General features: G+C 68.7%; 12 protein-coding genes and 2 riboswitches. Of the genes, 11 read left to right on the top strand and 1 reads right to left on the bottom strand.

Annotation, left to right across the window (positions count from 1 at the left end):
* Positions 1-80: 80 nt before the first annotated feature.
* Positions 81-180: riboswitch (glycine riboswitch) on the top strand.
* 6 nt (positions 181-186) lie between these two features.
* Positions 187-296, top strand: a riboswitch (glycine riboswitch).
* 50 nt (positions 297-346) lie between these two features.
* The 7 genes from gcvT to GVO57_RS06695 all read left to right on the top strand — a co-directional run bounded on the left by gcvT (position 347) and on the right by GVO57_RS06695 (position 8090).
* On the top strand, positions 347-1510 hold the full coding sequence (gcvT, locus tag GVO57_RS06665; RefSeq protein WP_407695716.1) for a glycine cleavage system aminomethyltransferase GcvT: 1164 nt from the start codon (positions 347-349) through the stop codon (positions 1508-1510).
* Entirely contained in the window at positions 1507-1878 is a 372-nt protein-coding gene (gene gcvH / locus GVO57_RS06670) for a glycine cleavage system protein GcvH (RefSeq protein ID WP_160592500.1), read from the top strand. Before gcvT ends, gcvH begins: the two co-directional genes overlap by 4 nt.
* A 53-nt stretch (positions 1879-1931) precedes the next feature.
* The gene (gene gcvPA, locus GVO57_RS06675; protein ID WP_160592501.1) at positions 1932-3293 is read left to right on the top strand and encodes an aminomethyl-transferring glycine dehydrogenase subunit GcvPA; all 1362 of its coding nucleotides are present in this window, start codon (positions 1932-1934) and stop codon (positions 3291-3293) included.
* The gene (gene gcvPB / locus GVO57_RS06680) at positions 3290-4864 is read left to right on the top strand and encodes an aminomethyl-transferring glycine dehydrogenase subunit GcvPB (RefSeq protein WP_160592502.1); all 1575 of its coding nucleotides are present in this window, start codon (positions 3290-3292) and stop codon (positions 4862-4864) included. The genes gcvPA and gcvPB overlap by 4 nt, the downstream gene beginning before the upstream one ends.
* Positions 4865-4942: 78 nt before the next feature.
* Positions 4943-5401 (top strand): ABA4-like family protein, encoded by a 459-nt coding sequence (locus tag GVO57_RS06685; RefSeq protein WP_160592503.1) that lies wholly within the window; start codon positions 4943-4945, stop codon positions 5399-5401.
* 10 nt (positions 5402-5411) lie between these two features.
* Positions 5412-6077: a DUF938 domain-containing protein gene (locus GVO57_RS06690; protein WP_160592504.1), complete on the top strand. Its 666-nt coding sequence runs from the start codon at positions 5412-5414 to the stop codon at positions 6075-6077.
* 219 nt (positions 6078-6296) lie between these two features.
* Positions 6297-8090 (top strand): methyl-accepting chemotaxis protein, encoded by a 1794-nt coding sequence (locus tag GVO57_RS06695; RefSeq protein ID WP_160592505.1) that lies wholly within the window; start codon positions 6297-6299, stop codon positions 8088-8090.
* A gap of 274 nt (positions 8091-8364) precedes the next feature.
* Here GVO57_RS06695 and GVO57_RS06700 read toward each other — a convergent pair whose 3' ends face one another.
* Complete coding sequence (locus GVO57_RS06700) at positions 8365-9513, bottom strand: acyl-CoA dehydrogenase family protein (RefSeq protein WP_407695726.1); 1149 nt, start codon at positions 9511-9513, stop codon at positions 8365-8367.
* Positions 9514-9627: 114 nt separating this feature from the next.
* Here GVO57_RS06700 and GVO57_RS06705 point away from each other — a divergent pair, with 114 nt between their 5' ends.
* The 4 genes from GVO57_RS06705 to GVO57_RS06720 all read left to right on the top strand — a co-directional run bounded on the left by GVO57_RS06705 (position 9628) and on the right by GVO57_RS06720 (position 14432).
* Entirely contained in the window at positions 9628-10512 is an 885-nt protein-coding gene (locus GVO57_RS06705) for an SMP-30/gluconolactonase/LRE family protein (protein ID WP_160592507.1), read from the top strand.
* Between the two features lie 249 nt (positions 10513-10761).
* Positions 10762-12024: a 3-methyl-2-oxobutanoate dehydrogenase (2-methylpropanoyl-transferring) subunit alpha gene (locus GVO57_RS06710; protein ID WP_160592508.1), complete on the top strand. Its 1263-nt coding sequence runs from the start codon at positions 10762-10764 to the stop codon at positions 12022-12024.
* A 104-nt stretch (positions 12025-12128) separates the two neighbouring features.
* The gene (locus tag GVO57_RS06715) at positions 12129-13133 is read left to right on the top strand and encodes an alpha-ketoacid dehydrogenase subunit beta (RefSeq protein ID WP_160593874.1); all 1005 of its coding nucleotides are present in this window, start codon (positions 12129-12131) and stop codon (positions 13131-13133) included.
* A gap of 6 nt (positions 13134-13139) precedes the next feature.
* Positions 13140-14432, top strand: a complete 1293-nt coding sequence (locus tag GVO57_RS06720) for a dihydrolipoamide acetyltransferase family protein (RefSeq protein WP_160592509.1) — start codon at positions 13140-13142, stop codon at positions 14430-14432.
* The last annotated feature ends 91 nt before the right edge of the window (positions 14433-14523 follow it).

The following is a 14523-nucleotide window of genomic DNA, read 5'->3' on the forward strand; positions in this document are numbered from 1 at the left end:
ACCACCCTCCGCCGCGTGCAGGCGGTTGACTCAGCAGGCGTCGCCAGCCAAGGCGTGCGGGCCGTCGGCGGGCATCCGCCGGAGGCCGCGCGGGAGAGTTTTTCCGTTCCTTCGGGGGCGGGGGACGCCGAAGGAGCAACCGCCCCGGAATCTCTCAGGCTGTGGGACCGCGCTGGCCTTATCGACAGACGGCACTCTGGAAAGCGCCCCGGCCCCGGCCGTGGCCACCGAAGGGGTAAGCCTTGCGGCCGCGCCGCACGGCGAAAGCTCTCAGGTTCCGTGACAGAGGGGGCTTGAACCTGCCTTGACCGGGCGGGTTCGGCTGTCCTTTCACGGAGACCGACCAGTGAGCGATGCTACCGTCCAGAACCAAGACACCCCGCACGCGCATGACGATGCCGAGCCGGAGATCGCGGCACTGCCGCTCGACGCATGGCACCGGGCGCGCGGGGCGCGGATGGTGCCGTTTGCCGGCTATCACATGCCGATCCAGTATGACGGCATCATCGCTGAACATCTGTGGACGCGCAGCAGCGCCGGGCTGTTCGATGTCAGCCATATGGGCCAGCTGCTGCTGAGCGGTGAGGGTGTCGATCAGGCGCTGGAGGCCTTGCTGCCCGGCGACATGCAGGCACTGGGCGTCGGCCGGCTGCGTTATTCGCTGCTGCTCAATGAGGAGGGCGGCATCCTCGACGATCTGATGGTCACGCGCCGGGCCGACGATTTCTACATGGTCGTCAACGGCGCGACCAAATATGACGATATCGGCCATCTGCGCGAGCATCTGGCCGACGACATCACCCTCAATCATCTGGACGATCAGGCGCTGCTCGCGCTGCAGGGGCCGAAGGCGGTCGACGCGCTGGCGCGCATCCAGCCGGCGGTCGCCCAGCTTTATTTCATGGAAGCGAGCGCGTTCGAACTGGCGGGCGTGCCGGCCTGGATCAGCCGTTCGGGCTATACCGGCGAGGACGGGTTCGAGATTTCGGTCGCCGCCGAACATGCGGCGCGGATCGCCGACCTGCTGTGCGACCAGCCCGAGGTGAAGCCGATCGGCCTTGGCGCGCGCGATTCGCTGCGGCTGGAGGCGGGGCTGCCGCTTTACGGCCATGACCTTGACGAGACGACGACGCCGATGGCCGCCGATCTGGGCTTTGCGCTGTCCAAGCGCCGGCGCGAACAGGGCGGGTTCATGGGCGCGGACCGGGTGCTCGGCGAATGGCCGGCGGGCGCGCCGCTGCGCCGCGTCGGGCTGCTCGTCGACGGGCGCCAGCCGGTGCGCGAGGGCGCGACCGTCGTCGATGCGGGCGGGCGCGACATCGGCCGGGTGACGTCGGGCGGCTTCTCGCCCAGCCTCGAACGGCCGATCGCCATGGCCTATGTCCCCGCCGGCCTTGCCGCCGCCGGAACTCCGATCACGCTCAGCCAGCGCGGCCGCGCCTTTGCCGCCACCGTCGCGCCGATGCCGTTCGTGCCCACCAGATATCATCGCAAGGGAGCCGCCAAATGACCCGCTATTTCACCAAGGACCATGAATGGATCGACGTCGATGGCGACACGGCGACGGTCGGCATCACCGATTATGCGCAGGGCCAGCTGGGCGACGTGGTGTTCGTCGAGGTGCCGGCCCCCGGTGCGCAGGTGAAGGCGGGCGGCGAGGCCGCGGTCGTCGAATCGGTGAAGGCCGCGTCCGACGTCTATTCGCCGGTGTCGGGCGAGGTGACCGAGGGCAATGCCGCGCTCGCCGACCAGCCCGATCTGGTCAACTCCGCGCCCGAGGGCGAAGGCTGGTTCTTCAAGCTGCGGCTCGCCGATCCGGCCGAGCTGGGCGGGCTGATGGACGCCGACGCCTATCAGGCCTTCATCGCCTCGCTTTGATCCCGCCGGGGCGGGCCATGCCCGCCCATTGACGGAAAAAGGATGTAAAGACAGTGCGCTACCTTCCCCTGACCGATGCCGATCGTGCAGCGATGCTGCGCCAGATCGGCGCGCAATCGATCGATGACCTGTTTGTCGACGTGCCCGTCGAGGCGCGCCTGTCGGCCCCCATTGCCGGCCTGCCGCACCATGCCTCGGAACTGGCGGTCGAACGCCAGCTCAAGGCGCTTGCCGCGCGCAACACCGTTGCCGGCGACGTGCCCTTCTTCCTCGGTTGCGGCGCCTATCGCCATCATGTCCCGGCCAGCGTCGATCACATCATCCAGCGCGGCGAGTTCCTGACCGCCTACACGCCCTATCAGCCGGAAATCGCGCAGGGCACGCTGCAGATGCTGTTCGAGTTCCAGACCCAGGTGGCGCGCCTGCTGGGCTGCGACGTCGCCAATGCGTCGATGTATGACGGCTCGACCGCCTGCTGGGAGGCGATCGCGATGGCCGGCCGCATCACGCGGCGCAAAAAGGCGCTGCTGTCGGCGGGGCTGCATCCGCATTATGTGTCGGTCGCCAAGACTATGGCGCGCTTTACCGGCGACGATCTGCACACCGCGCTGCCGACGCTGGCGGCCGAGACCGATCTCGACGCGCTGGCCGCGGCGATCGATGGCGAGACGTCGTGCGTCGTCGTCCAGTATCCCGACATTCTCGGCCGCATCGGCAATCTGGAAGCGCTGGCGGCGCGCGCGCACGAGGCCGGCGCGCTGCTGATCGCGGTGGTGACCGAGCCGGTCGCGCTCGGCCTGATCCGCGCGCCGGGCGACATGGGCGCCGACATCGTCGTCGGCGAGGGCCAGTCGCTGGGCGTCGGGCTGCAGTTCGGCGGGCCCTATGTCGGGCTGTTCGCCTGCAAGGAAAAGTTCGTCCGCCAGATGCCGGGCCGGCTGTGCGGCGAAACGGTGGACGCCGAGGGCAAGCGCGGTTTCGTGCTGACCCTGTCGACCCGCGAGCAGCATATCCGCCGCGAAAAGGCGACGTCCAATATCTGCACCAACTCGGGCCTGTGCGCGCTCGCTTTCTCCGTGCATCTGACCCTGCTCGGCGAAAAGGGGCTGCGCGGGCTGGCTGAGGTCAATCATGGCCGCGCCGTCGCCGCTGCCGAGCGGCTGGCCAAGGTGCCGGGCGTGCGGCTGCTCAACGACAGCTTCTTCAACGAGTTCACGCTGATCCTGCCGGTCGAGGCGCGGGCGCTTGTTCGCCGCTTTGCCGAGGACCGCAACATCCTGGCCGGGGTCTCGCTCGGCCGGCTCTATCCGGGGGCGGACGCGCTGGCGAACGGGCTGGTCGTCGCCGTCACCGAAACCACCACCGACGAGGATGTCGAGGCGCTGGCCGCCGCGCTTGAGGAGGAATTGGCATGAGCATGAACCGCGAAGGCCGCGTCACCCGCCCCGAGATGCCGGGGGCCGAAGGGGGCGAAGTGGCGACCTGGTCCGGCAACCGGGCGCTGATGCTTGAGGAAGCGCTGATCTTCGAGATCGGCGATGAAGGCACGACCGGCGTCGACCTGCCCGAAGGCCCCGCCGCCGTCCGCCCGCGCCTGGGCGGGCTGGAGCGCAACCGCCCGATCGGCCTGCCCGGCCTGTCGGAGCCGGAGACGGTGCGGCATTACACTCGCCTGTCGCGGCAGAATTACGGAATCGATCTCGGCTTCTTCCCGCTCGGTTCGTGCACGATGAAGCACAATCCGCGCCTCAACGAGAAAATGGCCCGGCTGCCGGGCTTTGCCGACATTCATCCGCTGCAGCCGATCAGCTCGGTGCAGGGCGCGCTCGCGCTGATCGATCTGGTCGCGCACTGGCTGAAGACGCTGACCGGCATGCCGGCGGTGGCGATGAGCCCCAAGGCCGGCGCGCATGGCGAACTGTGCGGTCTGCTCGCCATCCGGTCGGCGCTCGAGGCGCGCGGCGATGCGCGCTCGGTCGTGCTGGTGCCCGAATCGGCGCATGGCACCAATCCGGCGACGGCGGCCTTTGCCGGCTACCGGGTGGAAAACATCCCGGCGACGCCGGCCGGGCGGGTCGATTTCGACGCGCTCGTCGCGCGGCTGGGGCCGGATGTGGCGGCGGTGATGATCACCAACCCCAACACCTGCGGCCTGTTCGAGCCCGATCTGAAGCGCATCGCCGATGCCGTGCACGCGGTGGGCGGGTTCGTCTATTGCGACGGCGCGAACTTCAACGCGATCGTCGGCCGGGTGCGGCCCGGCGATCTGGGCGTCGATGCGATGCACATCAACCTGCACAAGACCTTCTCGACCCCGCATGGCGGCGGCGGGCCGGGTTCGGGGCCGGTGGTGTTTTCCGAGGCGCTGGCACCGTTCGCGCCGCTGCCGACCGTCGAGCGCGACGGCGACCGCTATCTGCTGGTCGAGGAGTTCAACCGTGGCGCGGCGCATGACGACAGCTTTGGCCGCATGGTCGCGTTCCACGGCCAGATGGGCATGTTCACCCGCGCGGCGGCCTATATGCTCAGCCACGGGGCCGATGGGCTGCGGCAGGTGAGCGAGGATGCCGTCCTCAACGCCAATTATCTGCTGCGCTGCCTTGAAGACGTGCTCGACGCGCCGTTCGCGGCCAGCGGGCCGTGCATGCACGAGGCGCTGTTCTCCGACGACGGGCTGGCCGATGGCTTCACCACGCTCGACATCGCCAAGGGGCTGATCGACGAGGGCTATCACCCGATGACCATGTATTTCCCGCTGGTCGTGCACGGGGCGATGCTGGTCGAGCCGACCGAGACCGAGTCCAAGGCCAATCTCGACGCCTTTGTCGGGGCGCTGCGCCATGTCGTCACGCGGGCCAAGGCGGGCGATCCGGCGCTGAAGGCGGCGCCGCATTTCGCGCCCCGCCGCCGGCTGGACGAGACGCTGGCCGCGCGCAAGCCGGTGCTCACCTGGCGCGATCCCGATCTCGCCCAGGCGGCAGAATAAAGCTGGCCGAATAACGCTGCGCTTATGCCGGGTGCGCCGCCCTCGACAGGGGCGGCGCACCCTGCCACAGCATCGGCCATGTGGCAGGGCCTGTTTCAGCTGACCAACCTCGTGGCGCTCGCCGGCTGGGCGCTGCTGATCCTCGCGCCGCGGCGGCCCTTGCCGCTCACCCTCATCATGTATCTGGGCGTCGGGCTGCTCTGCCTCGTCTATGTGGCGGCAGCGGCGGCGGTGCTCGCCGGGCTCGCCGATCCGGTGCCGGTCGCAGGGGCGGCGCGTCCCGATCTGACCGATTATTCGCCCGCCGGGCTGCGGGCGCTGTTTGCCAGCGATGGCGGGATCGTGATCGGCTGGACCCATTATCTGGCGTTCGACCTGTTCACCGGGCTGTGGATCGCGCGCGATGCCGATGCCAAGGGCTTTGCCCGCATCGCCCAGGCCCCGGTGCTGCTGCTGACCTTTCTGGCCGGTCCGGCGGGCCTGCTGGTCTGGCTGGGCCTGCGCGAGCCGGCAGCGCGGCGGCGGGGGCGGCGATGAGTTTCGCGCGATGACCGCCGACGCGCCGCTCCCCGATCCGCCCGCCGGGCAGCTGGCCGCCGACCCGTCGGGCGCGCGCCATGCCCCGGCCACGCTGCGCAACCGCGATGCGATCCTGGCCATTCTGCAGCCGGTGCTGCCGCCGTCGGGCCTCGTGCTCGAACTGGCGAGCGGCAGCGGCGAACATGCCCGCTATTTCGCCACCCATCTGCCCGGCCTGGTGTTCCAGCCCAGCGACCCCGATCCGGATGCCCGCGCCTCCATCGCCGCATGGTGCGCGGGGCTGGCCAATGTCCGCCCGCCGCTGGCGCTCGACGTCACCGCGCCCGACTGGGCCGATGATCACTCAGCGCCCGGAGCCGATGCCTGTGTGTGCATCAACATGGTCCATATCAGTCCCTGGGCGGCGACCATCGGCCTGTTCCGGGGCTGTGCGCGCCTGCTGCCGGCGGGCGCACCGCTGATCCTCTACGGCCCCTATCTGGAAGCCGGGATCGACACCGCGCCGTCAAACCTTGCCTTTGACCAGTCGCTCAAGGCGCGCAACCCGGATTGGGGGCTGCGTCATCTGGACGATGTCGACCGGCTGGCCGCCGAACACGGCTTTGCGCGCACCGGCCGCCACGACATGCCGGCCAACAACCTGACGCTGATCTATCGCCGGCAGCCGGCATAGGCAGCCGGGCTTTCCACGCCAATTTTTCCTTGGCGCGACCGTCTTCGACCGGCCGGAAAATGACAGTTTTGCTGCGGTTTCGTGACGGTGGCGCCGGCAGCGCGGGCCGGCGCGGTTTTTCTTTGCGGCCTTGAAAGGGGCGTGCGGTCGCCCGCCTATAACAGGGGCAGGACCGGGCGCGCCGCGCTGGGCGGCGGCTCCAGCATGAACGGGAATGGCATGGCGATGTTTCGTTCCCTTGGCCTGTCGGCCAAGATCGGGCTGCTGCTTGTCGGATTTGGTCTGCTTGCGCTTGGCACCGCGCTGTTCGGCGCGCGCACGGTGGCGGAGGCCAATGGCGGCTATGACTGGCTGGTCCATCACGGCCTGCCGCCCAGCACCGATCTGGCCCGCGCCAATCGCCGGGCGATCGAAATGGTCTATGTCGGTTACAAGCGCGCGGCCGGTGCGGCGACGCCCGCCGATGCGGTGAAGGATCTCGACAAGGCGCATGAGCGCGGCGCGAAGAATCTGGCCGAGGCTGCCGAGGCCGATCCGGCGCTTGCCGACCGTGTGGCGGCGCTGGCGCGCGATTATGAGGCCGTGCATGCGGCGGTGGCGCGCGCGCTGAGGCTCGCCGATGGTGGCCAGGCCGATGCCGCAAGGGCTGAACTGGCCGCCGCCGACAAGCGGCTCAAGACCTTTGCCGAGACGCTGTCCGACATGATCTATGCGCGCGTCGAGCAGACCGATGCCGAGGCGAAGCGCGTTGCCGGCCTGTCCGCGGGGCGTGCGCGCGGCGCGTTGATCGGCGTGCTGGCGATGCTGGCGGTGGCGCTTGGCCTCGCATTCCTGTTCGTCCGGCGCGATATTTCGGGGCCGCTCGCCCGGCTGCGCGGCGCGATCGACGGGCTGGCGGCGGGGAATGACGCGGCGTCGGCAGAGATTGCCGATGATGGCCGGCAGGACGAGATCGGGGCGATGGCGCGCGCGCTGGTCGCGTTCCGCACCGCACGCGCCGAACAGGCGCGGCTGGCCGCCGCTCGCGATGCGGCGGAGCGCGACCAGCAGGCGGTGGTCGCGCTGCTGTCGGATCATCTTGGCCATGTTGCCGACGGGCGGCTCGACCGGCCGATCGACCAGCCCTTGCCGCCCGGTTACGAAGCGCTGCGCCAGCGTTACAATGGCGCGCTTGCCGGGCTGAACGCCGCGCTGGGCGGGGCAGCCTCGGGTGCGCAGGCGATCCGCATCGGCGCGCGCGAGATCAGCGAGGCTGCCGACGATCTCGCCCGCCGCGCCGAGCGCACCGCCGCTGCCATCGAGCAGACTGGGGCCGCCGCCGCCGATATCGACAGCCGGATCAAGGCCACCGCCCGCACCGCGACCGAAAGCGTGTCTTCAGCCGAACAGGCGATGGCGAGTGTCGAGCATGGCCGCAGCTCTGCCGGGGCGGCGATCGGTGCGATGGACCGGGTGTCGAACAGCGCGCAGGGCATCGACAGCGTGATCGAGGGCCTCGACAAGATCGCCTTCCAGACCCGCGTTCTGGCGATGAATGCCGCCGTGGAGGCGGGCCGGGCGGGGGAGGCGGGGCGCGGCTTTGCCGTCGTCGCCGATCTCGTCTCGACGCTCGCCATGCGTTCGGAGGAGGAGGCGAAGCGCGCGCGCGAACAGCTGAGTTCGACGCGCAGCGACATCGACTCGGCCGCCGCCGCCGTGTCGGGGCTGGACGAGGCGCTGGCGCAGATCGCCGAACGGGTCGGCCGGGTCGCCGATCTGCTGGCGACGATCGCCGAGCAGAACCGGTCCCAGGCCGAATCGATCAGCCGGATCAGCGGCTCGCTGGGCGAGATGGACGTGGCGACGCAGCAGAATGCGGCGATGGTCGAGCAGACCTCGGCCGCCGTGCGCGGGCTCAATCAGGAACTGGAAGGGCTGGTCGAGGCGGTGGGCGCATTCAGCCTGATGACCGCGGGCGGGCGGGCAGGCGCTGGCCGGGCGGCCGGTGCCGCGCGCATCGCGGTCGCTGCATGAAAATCGGGGGCCGGTGCCCGACGGGCCGGCCCCCTGAAGTGGACGGCACCCCCGGATGAGGCCGCCGCCAGTGCGCCGGTGGCGCGTGCCGGTTTGCCGGACTTATGCCTTGCGCAGGGGTGGCACCGGGAGTTGTTTGTGGTGCGGCTTGCGCCGCACGGCGGCACCGGCCCGCTCCCCACCCGGCCTCCCAACGGCAGGATACGCTATGGGAGGCCGGGTGGGGGAGCGGGCCGGTGCCGTTCTTCCCGAACAAACAACTCCCGGCCGCTCCTCAGAGCGTGCGGCCGATCAGTTCCTTCATGATCTCGTTGGTGCCGCCATAGATGCGGCTGACGCGCGCACCGCGCCATGCACGGGCGATCGGATATTCGTTCATATAGCCCGCGCCGCCATGGAGCTGCAGGCACTTGTCCATCACTTCCCACTGCAGTTCGGTGTGGAACAGCTTGGCCGCCGCGCCTTCTTCCGGGGTCAGCTGGCGCTTCAGATGACGGGCGAGCGCCCAGTCGAGATGCGCCCAGCCGACCTGCAGCTTCGACTTCAGATCGGCAAGGGTGAAGCGGGTGTTCTGGAAATCGAACACGGGCTTGCCGAATGCCTTGCGGTCCTTGACGAAGGCGACGGTGTCGTCGAACGCGCGCTGCGCCGAGGCGTGGCTGGAAATCGCGATCGACAGCCGCTCCTGCGGCAGCTCGCTCATCAGATAGATGAAGCCCTTGCCTTCCTCGCCCAGGCAGTTGGTCATCGGCACGCGGACATCCTCGAAGAACAGTTCCGAGGTGTCGGCCGCGTCCTGGCCGATCTTGTCGAGGTTGCGGCCGCGCTTGAAGCCTTCGCGCGTCGCCTCGACGAGGATGATCGACACGCCCTTCCACGCCGGCTGCACCTCGGTGTCGGTCTTGCAGCAGACGAGCACCAGATCGGCGTTCTGGCCGTTGGTGATATAGGTCTTTGACCCGTTGATGACGTAGTGGTTGCCGTCCTTCTTCGCGGTCGTGCGGATGCTCTGCAGGTCGGAGCCGGTGCCCGGCTCGGTCATCGCGATCGCGGTCACGACCTCGCCCGACACGAGCTTGGGCAGCCAGTGGCGCTTCTGCTCTTCCGAGCCATAGGAGACGAGATAATTGACGACGATGTCCGACTGCAGGCTGAAGCCGAGCGGGGTGCCGGCATAGGCCACTTCTTCGTCGATGATGGCGTTGTAGCCGAAATCGAGGCCCAGCCCGCCATATTCGGTCGGCACGGTCGGGCACAGCATGCCCAGCTCGCCCGCCTTGGGCCAGATGTCCTTGTCGACAATGCCCTGATCGTCCCAGCGCTGGATATGGGGCACCGCTTCCTTGTGCAGGAAGCTGCGCACCGTTTCGCGGAACGCCTCGTGATCGGGGGTATAGACGGTGCGGCCAAGCGTTTCGAGCATGGTCATCCTCTCTCTCTTTTGTCTTCGGCGCATACATGACTGCGAGTTGACGTTTCCGTCAAGGGGAAGTGTGCCGGGCTTGCGCGGCCGCCTCCCCGGCCTATCCCCACGATCATGACCGATGCGCCCCCGCCGATTCCGCCCTCCCCGATTCTCCCGCATCTGATCCTCGATGCCCGTGCGGAGCTGGGGGAGGGGCCGCGCTGGCACGCCGGCGAAAGGCGGCTCTACTGGGTCGATATCGCCCGTGCCGAGCTGCACCGGTTCGATCCGGTGACGGGGATCGATGAATGCCGCCGCTTCGACGATCCGGTCGGCTGTTTCGCCTTCACCCGCGGCGGCGGGCTGGTGCTTGCGATGCGCACCGGCTTTGCGGTGATCGACGGCTGGGACGCGCCGCCCAGGCCGTTCGGGCCGGCGGTGCTCGCCGACCGGCCCGGCTACCGCTTCAATGACGGGCGCACCGACCCGGCGGGGCGGTTCTGGGTGGGCAGCGTCGATACGCTCAAGACCAGCCATGATGCGGCGCTCTACCGGCTCGATCCGGACGGCAGCGTCACCTGCATCGAAGCCGGGATGACGACCTGCAACGGTGCCGCCTTCACCCCCGACGGCGCGCGCTTTCACCATGCCGACACGCCCAGCCACAGCCTGCGCGCCTATGACGTCGCGGACGGGCGGCTGACCGGGCGGCGGATCGTGCATCAATGGCCGCACGGCCATGGCCGGCCCGATGGCGGATCGTTCGACGAAGCCGGGCGCTACTGGACGGCGCTGTTCGATGGCGGGCGGGTGGCGTGCCTCGATCCCGCCGGGGCGCTGCTGGCCGAAGTGGCGCTGCCGGTCAGCCGGCCGACGATGATCGCCTTTGGCGGCGAAGACCGGTGCACGGCCTTTGTCACCAGCGCGCATGTGGCGGGCGAGCCCGGATCGGGCGGCATCTTCTCCTTCCGCGTCGATGTGCCGGGGGTGCCCGAATGGCCGTTTGCCGGCGGGTGAGGAAGGCGGAGCGGACCAGGGCCGCGAAGGGTCGCGCGCGCCCCGCCGATTCGCGCCCGTTTTGCCGGTCGAACGGCCATGCGGGGCCGGCAAAGCCTTCCCCGGCATGTCCGGCAAGTCACTGACGCAACACAACTTCTGATGAGCTGTGCCATTTCCGGTCCGGGGACTCGAATCGGCCTTTGAAATTTTATAACAAGCGCGGCAAAGAGCGCCCGCGGCCCGTCCGGGCCAGCCAGTGGAGTGAGGATGAGCAACCGCCCCAACCTGCCGCCGCTATCGCTGCACGTTCCCGAGCCGAAATACCGGCCCGGCGACGAGGCCGATTTCAGCGACCTTCAGATTCCGGCCGCGGGCAGCGCCCCGCGGCCCGCAACCGATGTGCATCCCTCGGCCATTCACGACCTGTCCTATGGGCTGGTGCGCGTGCTCGACGATGAGGGGCGCGCGGTCGGCCCCTGGGATCCCAAGCTTGATCCCGACCGGCTGCGCGCGATGCTGCGCGCGATGGCGCTCACCCGCGCGTTCGACGAGCGCATGTATCGCGCCCAGCGCCAGGGCAAGACCAGCTTCTACATGAAGTGCACGGGCGAAGAGGCGGTGGCCGTCGCCGCCACCTTCGCGCTCGACCGCGACGACATGTGCTTTCCCAGCTATCGCCAGCAGGGCATCCTGATCTCGCGCGGCTATCCGCTCGTCGAGATGATGAACCAGATCTATTCGAACAAGGGTGATCCGCTGCAGGGCCGGCAGCTGCCGATCATGTATTCGTCTAAGGAAACCGGCTTTTTCTCCATCTCCGGCAACCTTGCGACGCAATATCCGCAGGCGGTGGGCTGGGCGATGGCGAGCGCGGCGCGCGGCGACACCCGCATCGCCGCCACCTGGTGCGGCGAAGGCTCGACCGCCGAGGGCGATTTCCATTCCGCGCTGACCTTTGCCACCGTCTACCGCGCGCCGGTGCTGTTCAATGTCGTCAACAATCAGTGGGCGATTTCGAGCTTTTCGGGCTTTGCCGGGGCCGAGGCGACGACCTTTGCCGCGCGGGCGATCGGCTATGGCATTGCCGGGCTGCGCGTCGACGGCAATGACGCGCTTGCCGTCTATGCGGCGACCGAGTGGGCGGCCGAGCGCGCGCGCACCAACCAGGGGCCGACGCTGATCGAGCATTTCACCTACCGCGCCGAAGGGCATTCGACCTCGGACGATCCGAGCGCTTATCGTTCATCGGGCGAGCCCAATGCCTGGCCGCTGGGCGATCCGGTCCGCCGCCTGAAGGACCACCTGATCCGCCTTGGCGAATGGGACGAGGACCGTCATGCGGCGATGGACCGCGAATGCGCCGAAACCGTGAAGGCCGCGCAGAAAGAGGCCGAGAAGAACGGCATCCTCGGTCATGGCCTGCACCAGCCGTTCGAGACGATGTTCGAGGGCGTGTTCGAAGACATGCCCTGGCATCTGAAGGAGCAGAGCGACCAGATGATCGCCGAGCGCAAGGCCGCCGGCATATGAGCGCCGCGATCGATCAGGGGCTTTGCGACGCCTATTTCGCGCGGGAAGCCTGACCCATGAGTGATGACCAGACGATGCAGCTGAGCCAGGCGGCCACGCGCCGCATGAACATGATCCAGGCGATCAACTCCGCCATGGATGTGATGATGGAACGCGACGACCATGTCGTCGTGATGGGCGAGGATGTCGGCTATTTCGGCGGCGTGTTCCGCGCGACCGCGGGGCTGCAGAAGAAATATGGCAAGACCCGCGCGTTCGACACGCCGATCACCGAAATCGGGATCATCGGCGTGGCGATCGGCATGGGTGCCTATGGCCTGCGGCCGGTGCCCGAAATCCAGTTTGCCGATTACATCTATCCCGCGCTCGACCAGCTGGTGTCCGAAGCGGCGCGGCTGCGTTACCGCTCGAACGGCGATTTCACCGCGCCGATCACCGTGCGCTCGCCCTATGGCGGCGGCATTTTCGGCGGCCAGACGCACAGCCAGTCGCCCGAGGGGATCTTCACGCACGTGTCAGGCATCAAGACGGTGATCCCGTCGACCCCCTATGACGCCAAGGGGCTGCTGATCGCCGCGATCGAGGACAATGATCCGGTGCTCTTCCTTGAGCCCAAGCGCATCTATAACGGCCCGTTCGACGGCCGTTACGACCGCCCGGCCAAGAACTGGACCGCGCATCCGGCAAGCGAGGTGCCCGAGGGCTATTACCGCGTCGAACTGGGCAAGGCCGCGACCGTGCGCGCCGGCGAGGCGGTGACGATCCTGTGCTACGGCACGATGGTGCATGTCGTGGCCAGCACGATCGAGGAACTGGGCATCGATGCCGAGATCATCGATCTGCGCACGCTGGTGCCGCTCGACATCGAGGCGATCGAGACGTCGGTCAAGAAGACCGGCCGCTGCATGATCGTGCACGAGGCGACGCGCACCTCCGGCTTCGGGGCCGAGCTGTCGGCGCTGGTGCAGGAGCGCTGCTTCTATCATCTGGAAGCGCCGATCGAGCGCGTGACCGGCTTCGACACGCCTTACCCCCACAGCCTTGAATGGGCCTATTTCCCCGGCCCGGTGCGCCTGCGCGAGGCGCTGAAGAAGATCATGAAGGACTGACCAGCCATGGCTCTCTACACCTTCCGCCTTCCCGATATCGGCGAAGGCATTGCCGAGGCCGAGATCGTCGCCTGGCACGTGAAAGTGGGCGACCGCGTCGAGGAGGACGGCAAGCTTGCCGATCTGATGACCGACAAGGCGACCGTCGAGATGGAATCGCCGGTCGCCGGCATCGTCCGCGAGATTGCGGGGGCCGAAGGCGATGTGATCGCGATCGGCTCCGCGCTCGCGGTGATCGAGGTCGAGGGCGATGTTGCCGAGGATGATGGGGAGGCGGCGGCCAGCCCCGCGCCGGCACCCGCACCGGCTCCCGAGCCTGTCGCCGCTCCGGCCCCATCCCCGGTTGCTGCCCCGGTCGCTGCCCCGGCACCCGCTCCCGCACCGGCCCCGGTCGCCGCCCCGGCGCCTGCGCCTGCTGCCGCGCACGGCCCGATCCTCGCTTCGCCGGCGGTGCGCGCGCGCGCGGCCGATCTGGGGATCGATCTGGCCGCCGTGCGCCCGGCGCAGGACGGGCGCATCCGCCATGCCGACCTCGATGCGTATCTCGGCTATCATGCCGGCCAGGGCTATGGCCGGCCGGGCGCGGCGCGCGCCGATGAACAGGTGCGCGTGATCGGCATGCGCCGCCGCATCGCCGAGAACATGGCGGCGTCGAAGCGCCACATCCCGCATTTCACCTATGTCGATGAAATCGATGTCACCGCGCTTGAGGATCTGCGCGCTGATTTGAACGCCAATCGCGGCGACCGGCCCAAGCTGACCATGCTGCCGCTGCTGATCGTCGCGATCTGCCGCACGCTGCCTGATTTTCCGATGCTCAACGCCCGTTATGATGACGAGGCGGGGATCGTCACCCGCTCGGGCGCCGTGCATCTGGGCATGGCGACGCAGACCGATGCCGGGCTGATGGTGCCGGTGATCCGCGACGCGCAGGACAGGAATGTCTGGCAGCTGGCGCGCGAGATCGCCCGGCTGGCCGATGCCGCGCGCACCGGCAAGGCGACGTCGGCCGAACTGTCGGGATCGACCATCACCGTCACCTCGCTCGGCCCGCTGGGCGGGATCGCGACGACCCCGGTCATCAACCGGCCCGAGGTTGCGATCATCGGCCCGAACAAGATCGTCGAGCGACCGGTGTTCCGCCCCAATGGCCGGGGCGGGGAGGACATTGTCCGCGCCAAGCTGATGAACCTGTCGATCAGCTGCGACCACCGGGTCGTCGATGGCTGGGACGCGGCCAGCTATGTCCAGGCGCTCAAGAAGCTGATCGAGACGCCGGTGCTGCTGTTCGCCGACTAGGACAGTTAGTCACCCCGCCCGCCGCCCCGCTCCCCCAGCCGAAGCGGGGCGGCGGGCGGGTGCTTGCACAGCGGCGAGCGTGAACATATAA

Source organism: Sphingomonas changnyeongensis (assembly GCF_009913435.1).
GTDB classification, from domain to species: domain Bacteria; phylum Pseudomonadota; class Alphaproteobacteria; order Sphingomonadales; family Sphingomonadaceae; genus Sphingomonas_B; species Sphingomonas_B changnyeongensis.

Excerpts from the sequence above, each read along its gene's own strand:
- gcvH (WP_160592500.1), top strand. The coding sequence starts at position 1,507 with ATGACCCGCTATTTCACCAAGGACCATGAATGGATCGACGTCGATGGC.
- gcvPB (WP_160592502.1), top strand. The coding sequence starts at position 3,290 with ATGAGCATGAACCGCGAAGGCCGCGTCACCCGCCCCGAGATGCCGGGG.
- GVO57_RS06685 (WP_160592503.1), top strand. The coding sequence starts at position 4,943 with ATGTGGCAGGGCCTGTTTCAGCTGACCAACCTCGTGGCGCTCGCCGGC.
- GVO57_RS06690 (WP_160592504.1), top strand. The coding sequence starts at position 5,412 with ATGACCGCCGACGCGCCGCTCCCCGATCCGCCCGCCGGGCAGCTGGCC.
- GVO57_RS06695 (WP_160592505.1), top strand. The coding sequence starts at position 6,297 with ATGGCGATGTTTCGTTCCCTTGGCCTGTCGGCCAAGATCGGGCTGCTG.
- GVO57_RS06700 (WP_407695726.1), bottom strand. The coding sequence starts at position 9,513 with ATGCTCGAAACGCTTGGCCGCACCGTCTATACCCCCGATCACGAGGCG.
- GVO57_RS06705 (WP_160592507.1), top strand. The coding sequence starts at position 9,628 with ATGACCGATGCGCCCCCGCCGATTCCGCCCTCCCCGATTCTCCCGCAT.
- GVO57_RS06710 (WP_160592508.1), top strand. The coding sequence starts at position 10,762 with ATGAGCAACCGCCCCAACCTGCCGCCGCTATCGCTGCACGTTCCCGAG.
- GVO57_RS06715 (WP_160593874.1), top strand. The coding sequence starts at position 12,129 with ATGAACATGATCCAGGCGATCAACTCCGCCATGGATGTGATGATGGAA.
- GVO57_RS06720 (WP_160592509.1), top strand. The coding sequence starts at position 13,140 with ATGGCTCTCTACACCTTCCGCCTTCCCGATATCGGCGAAGGCATTGCC.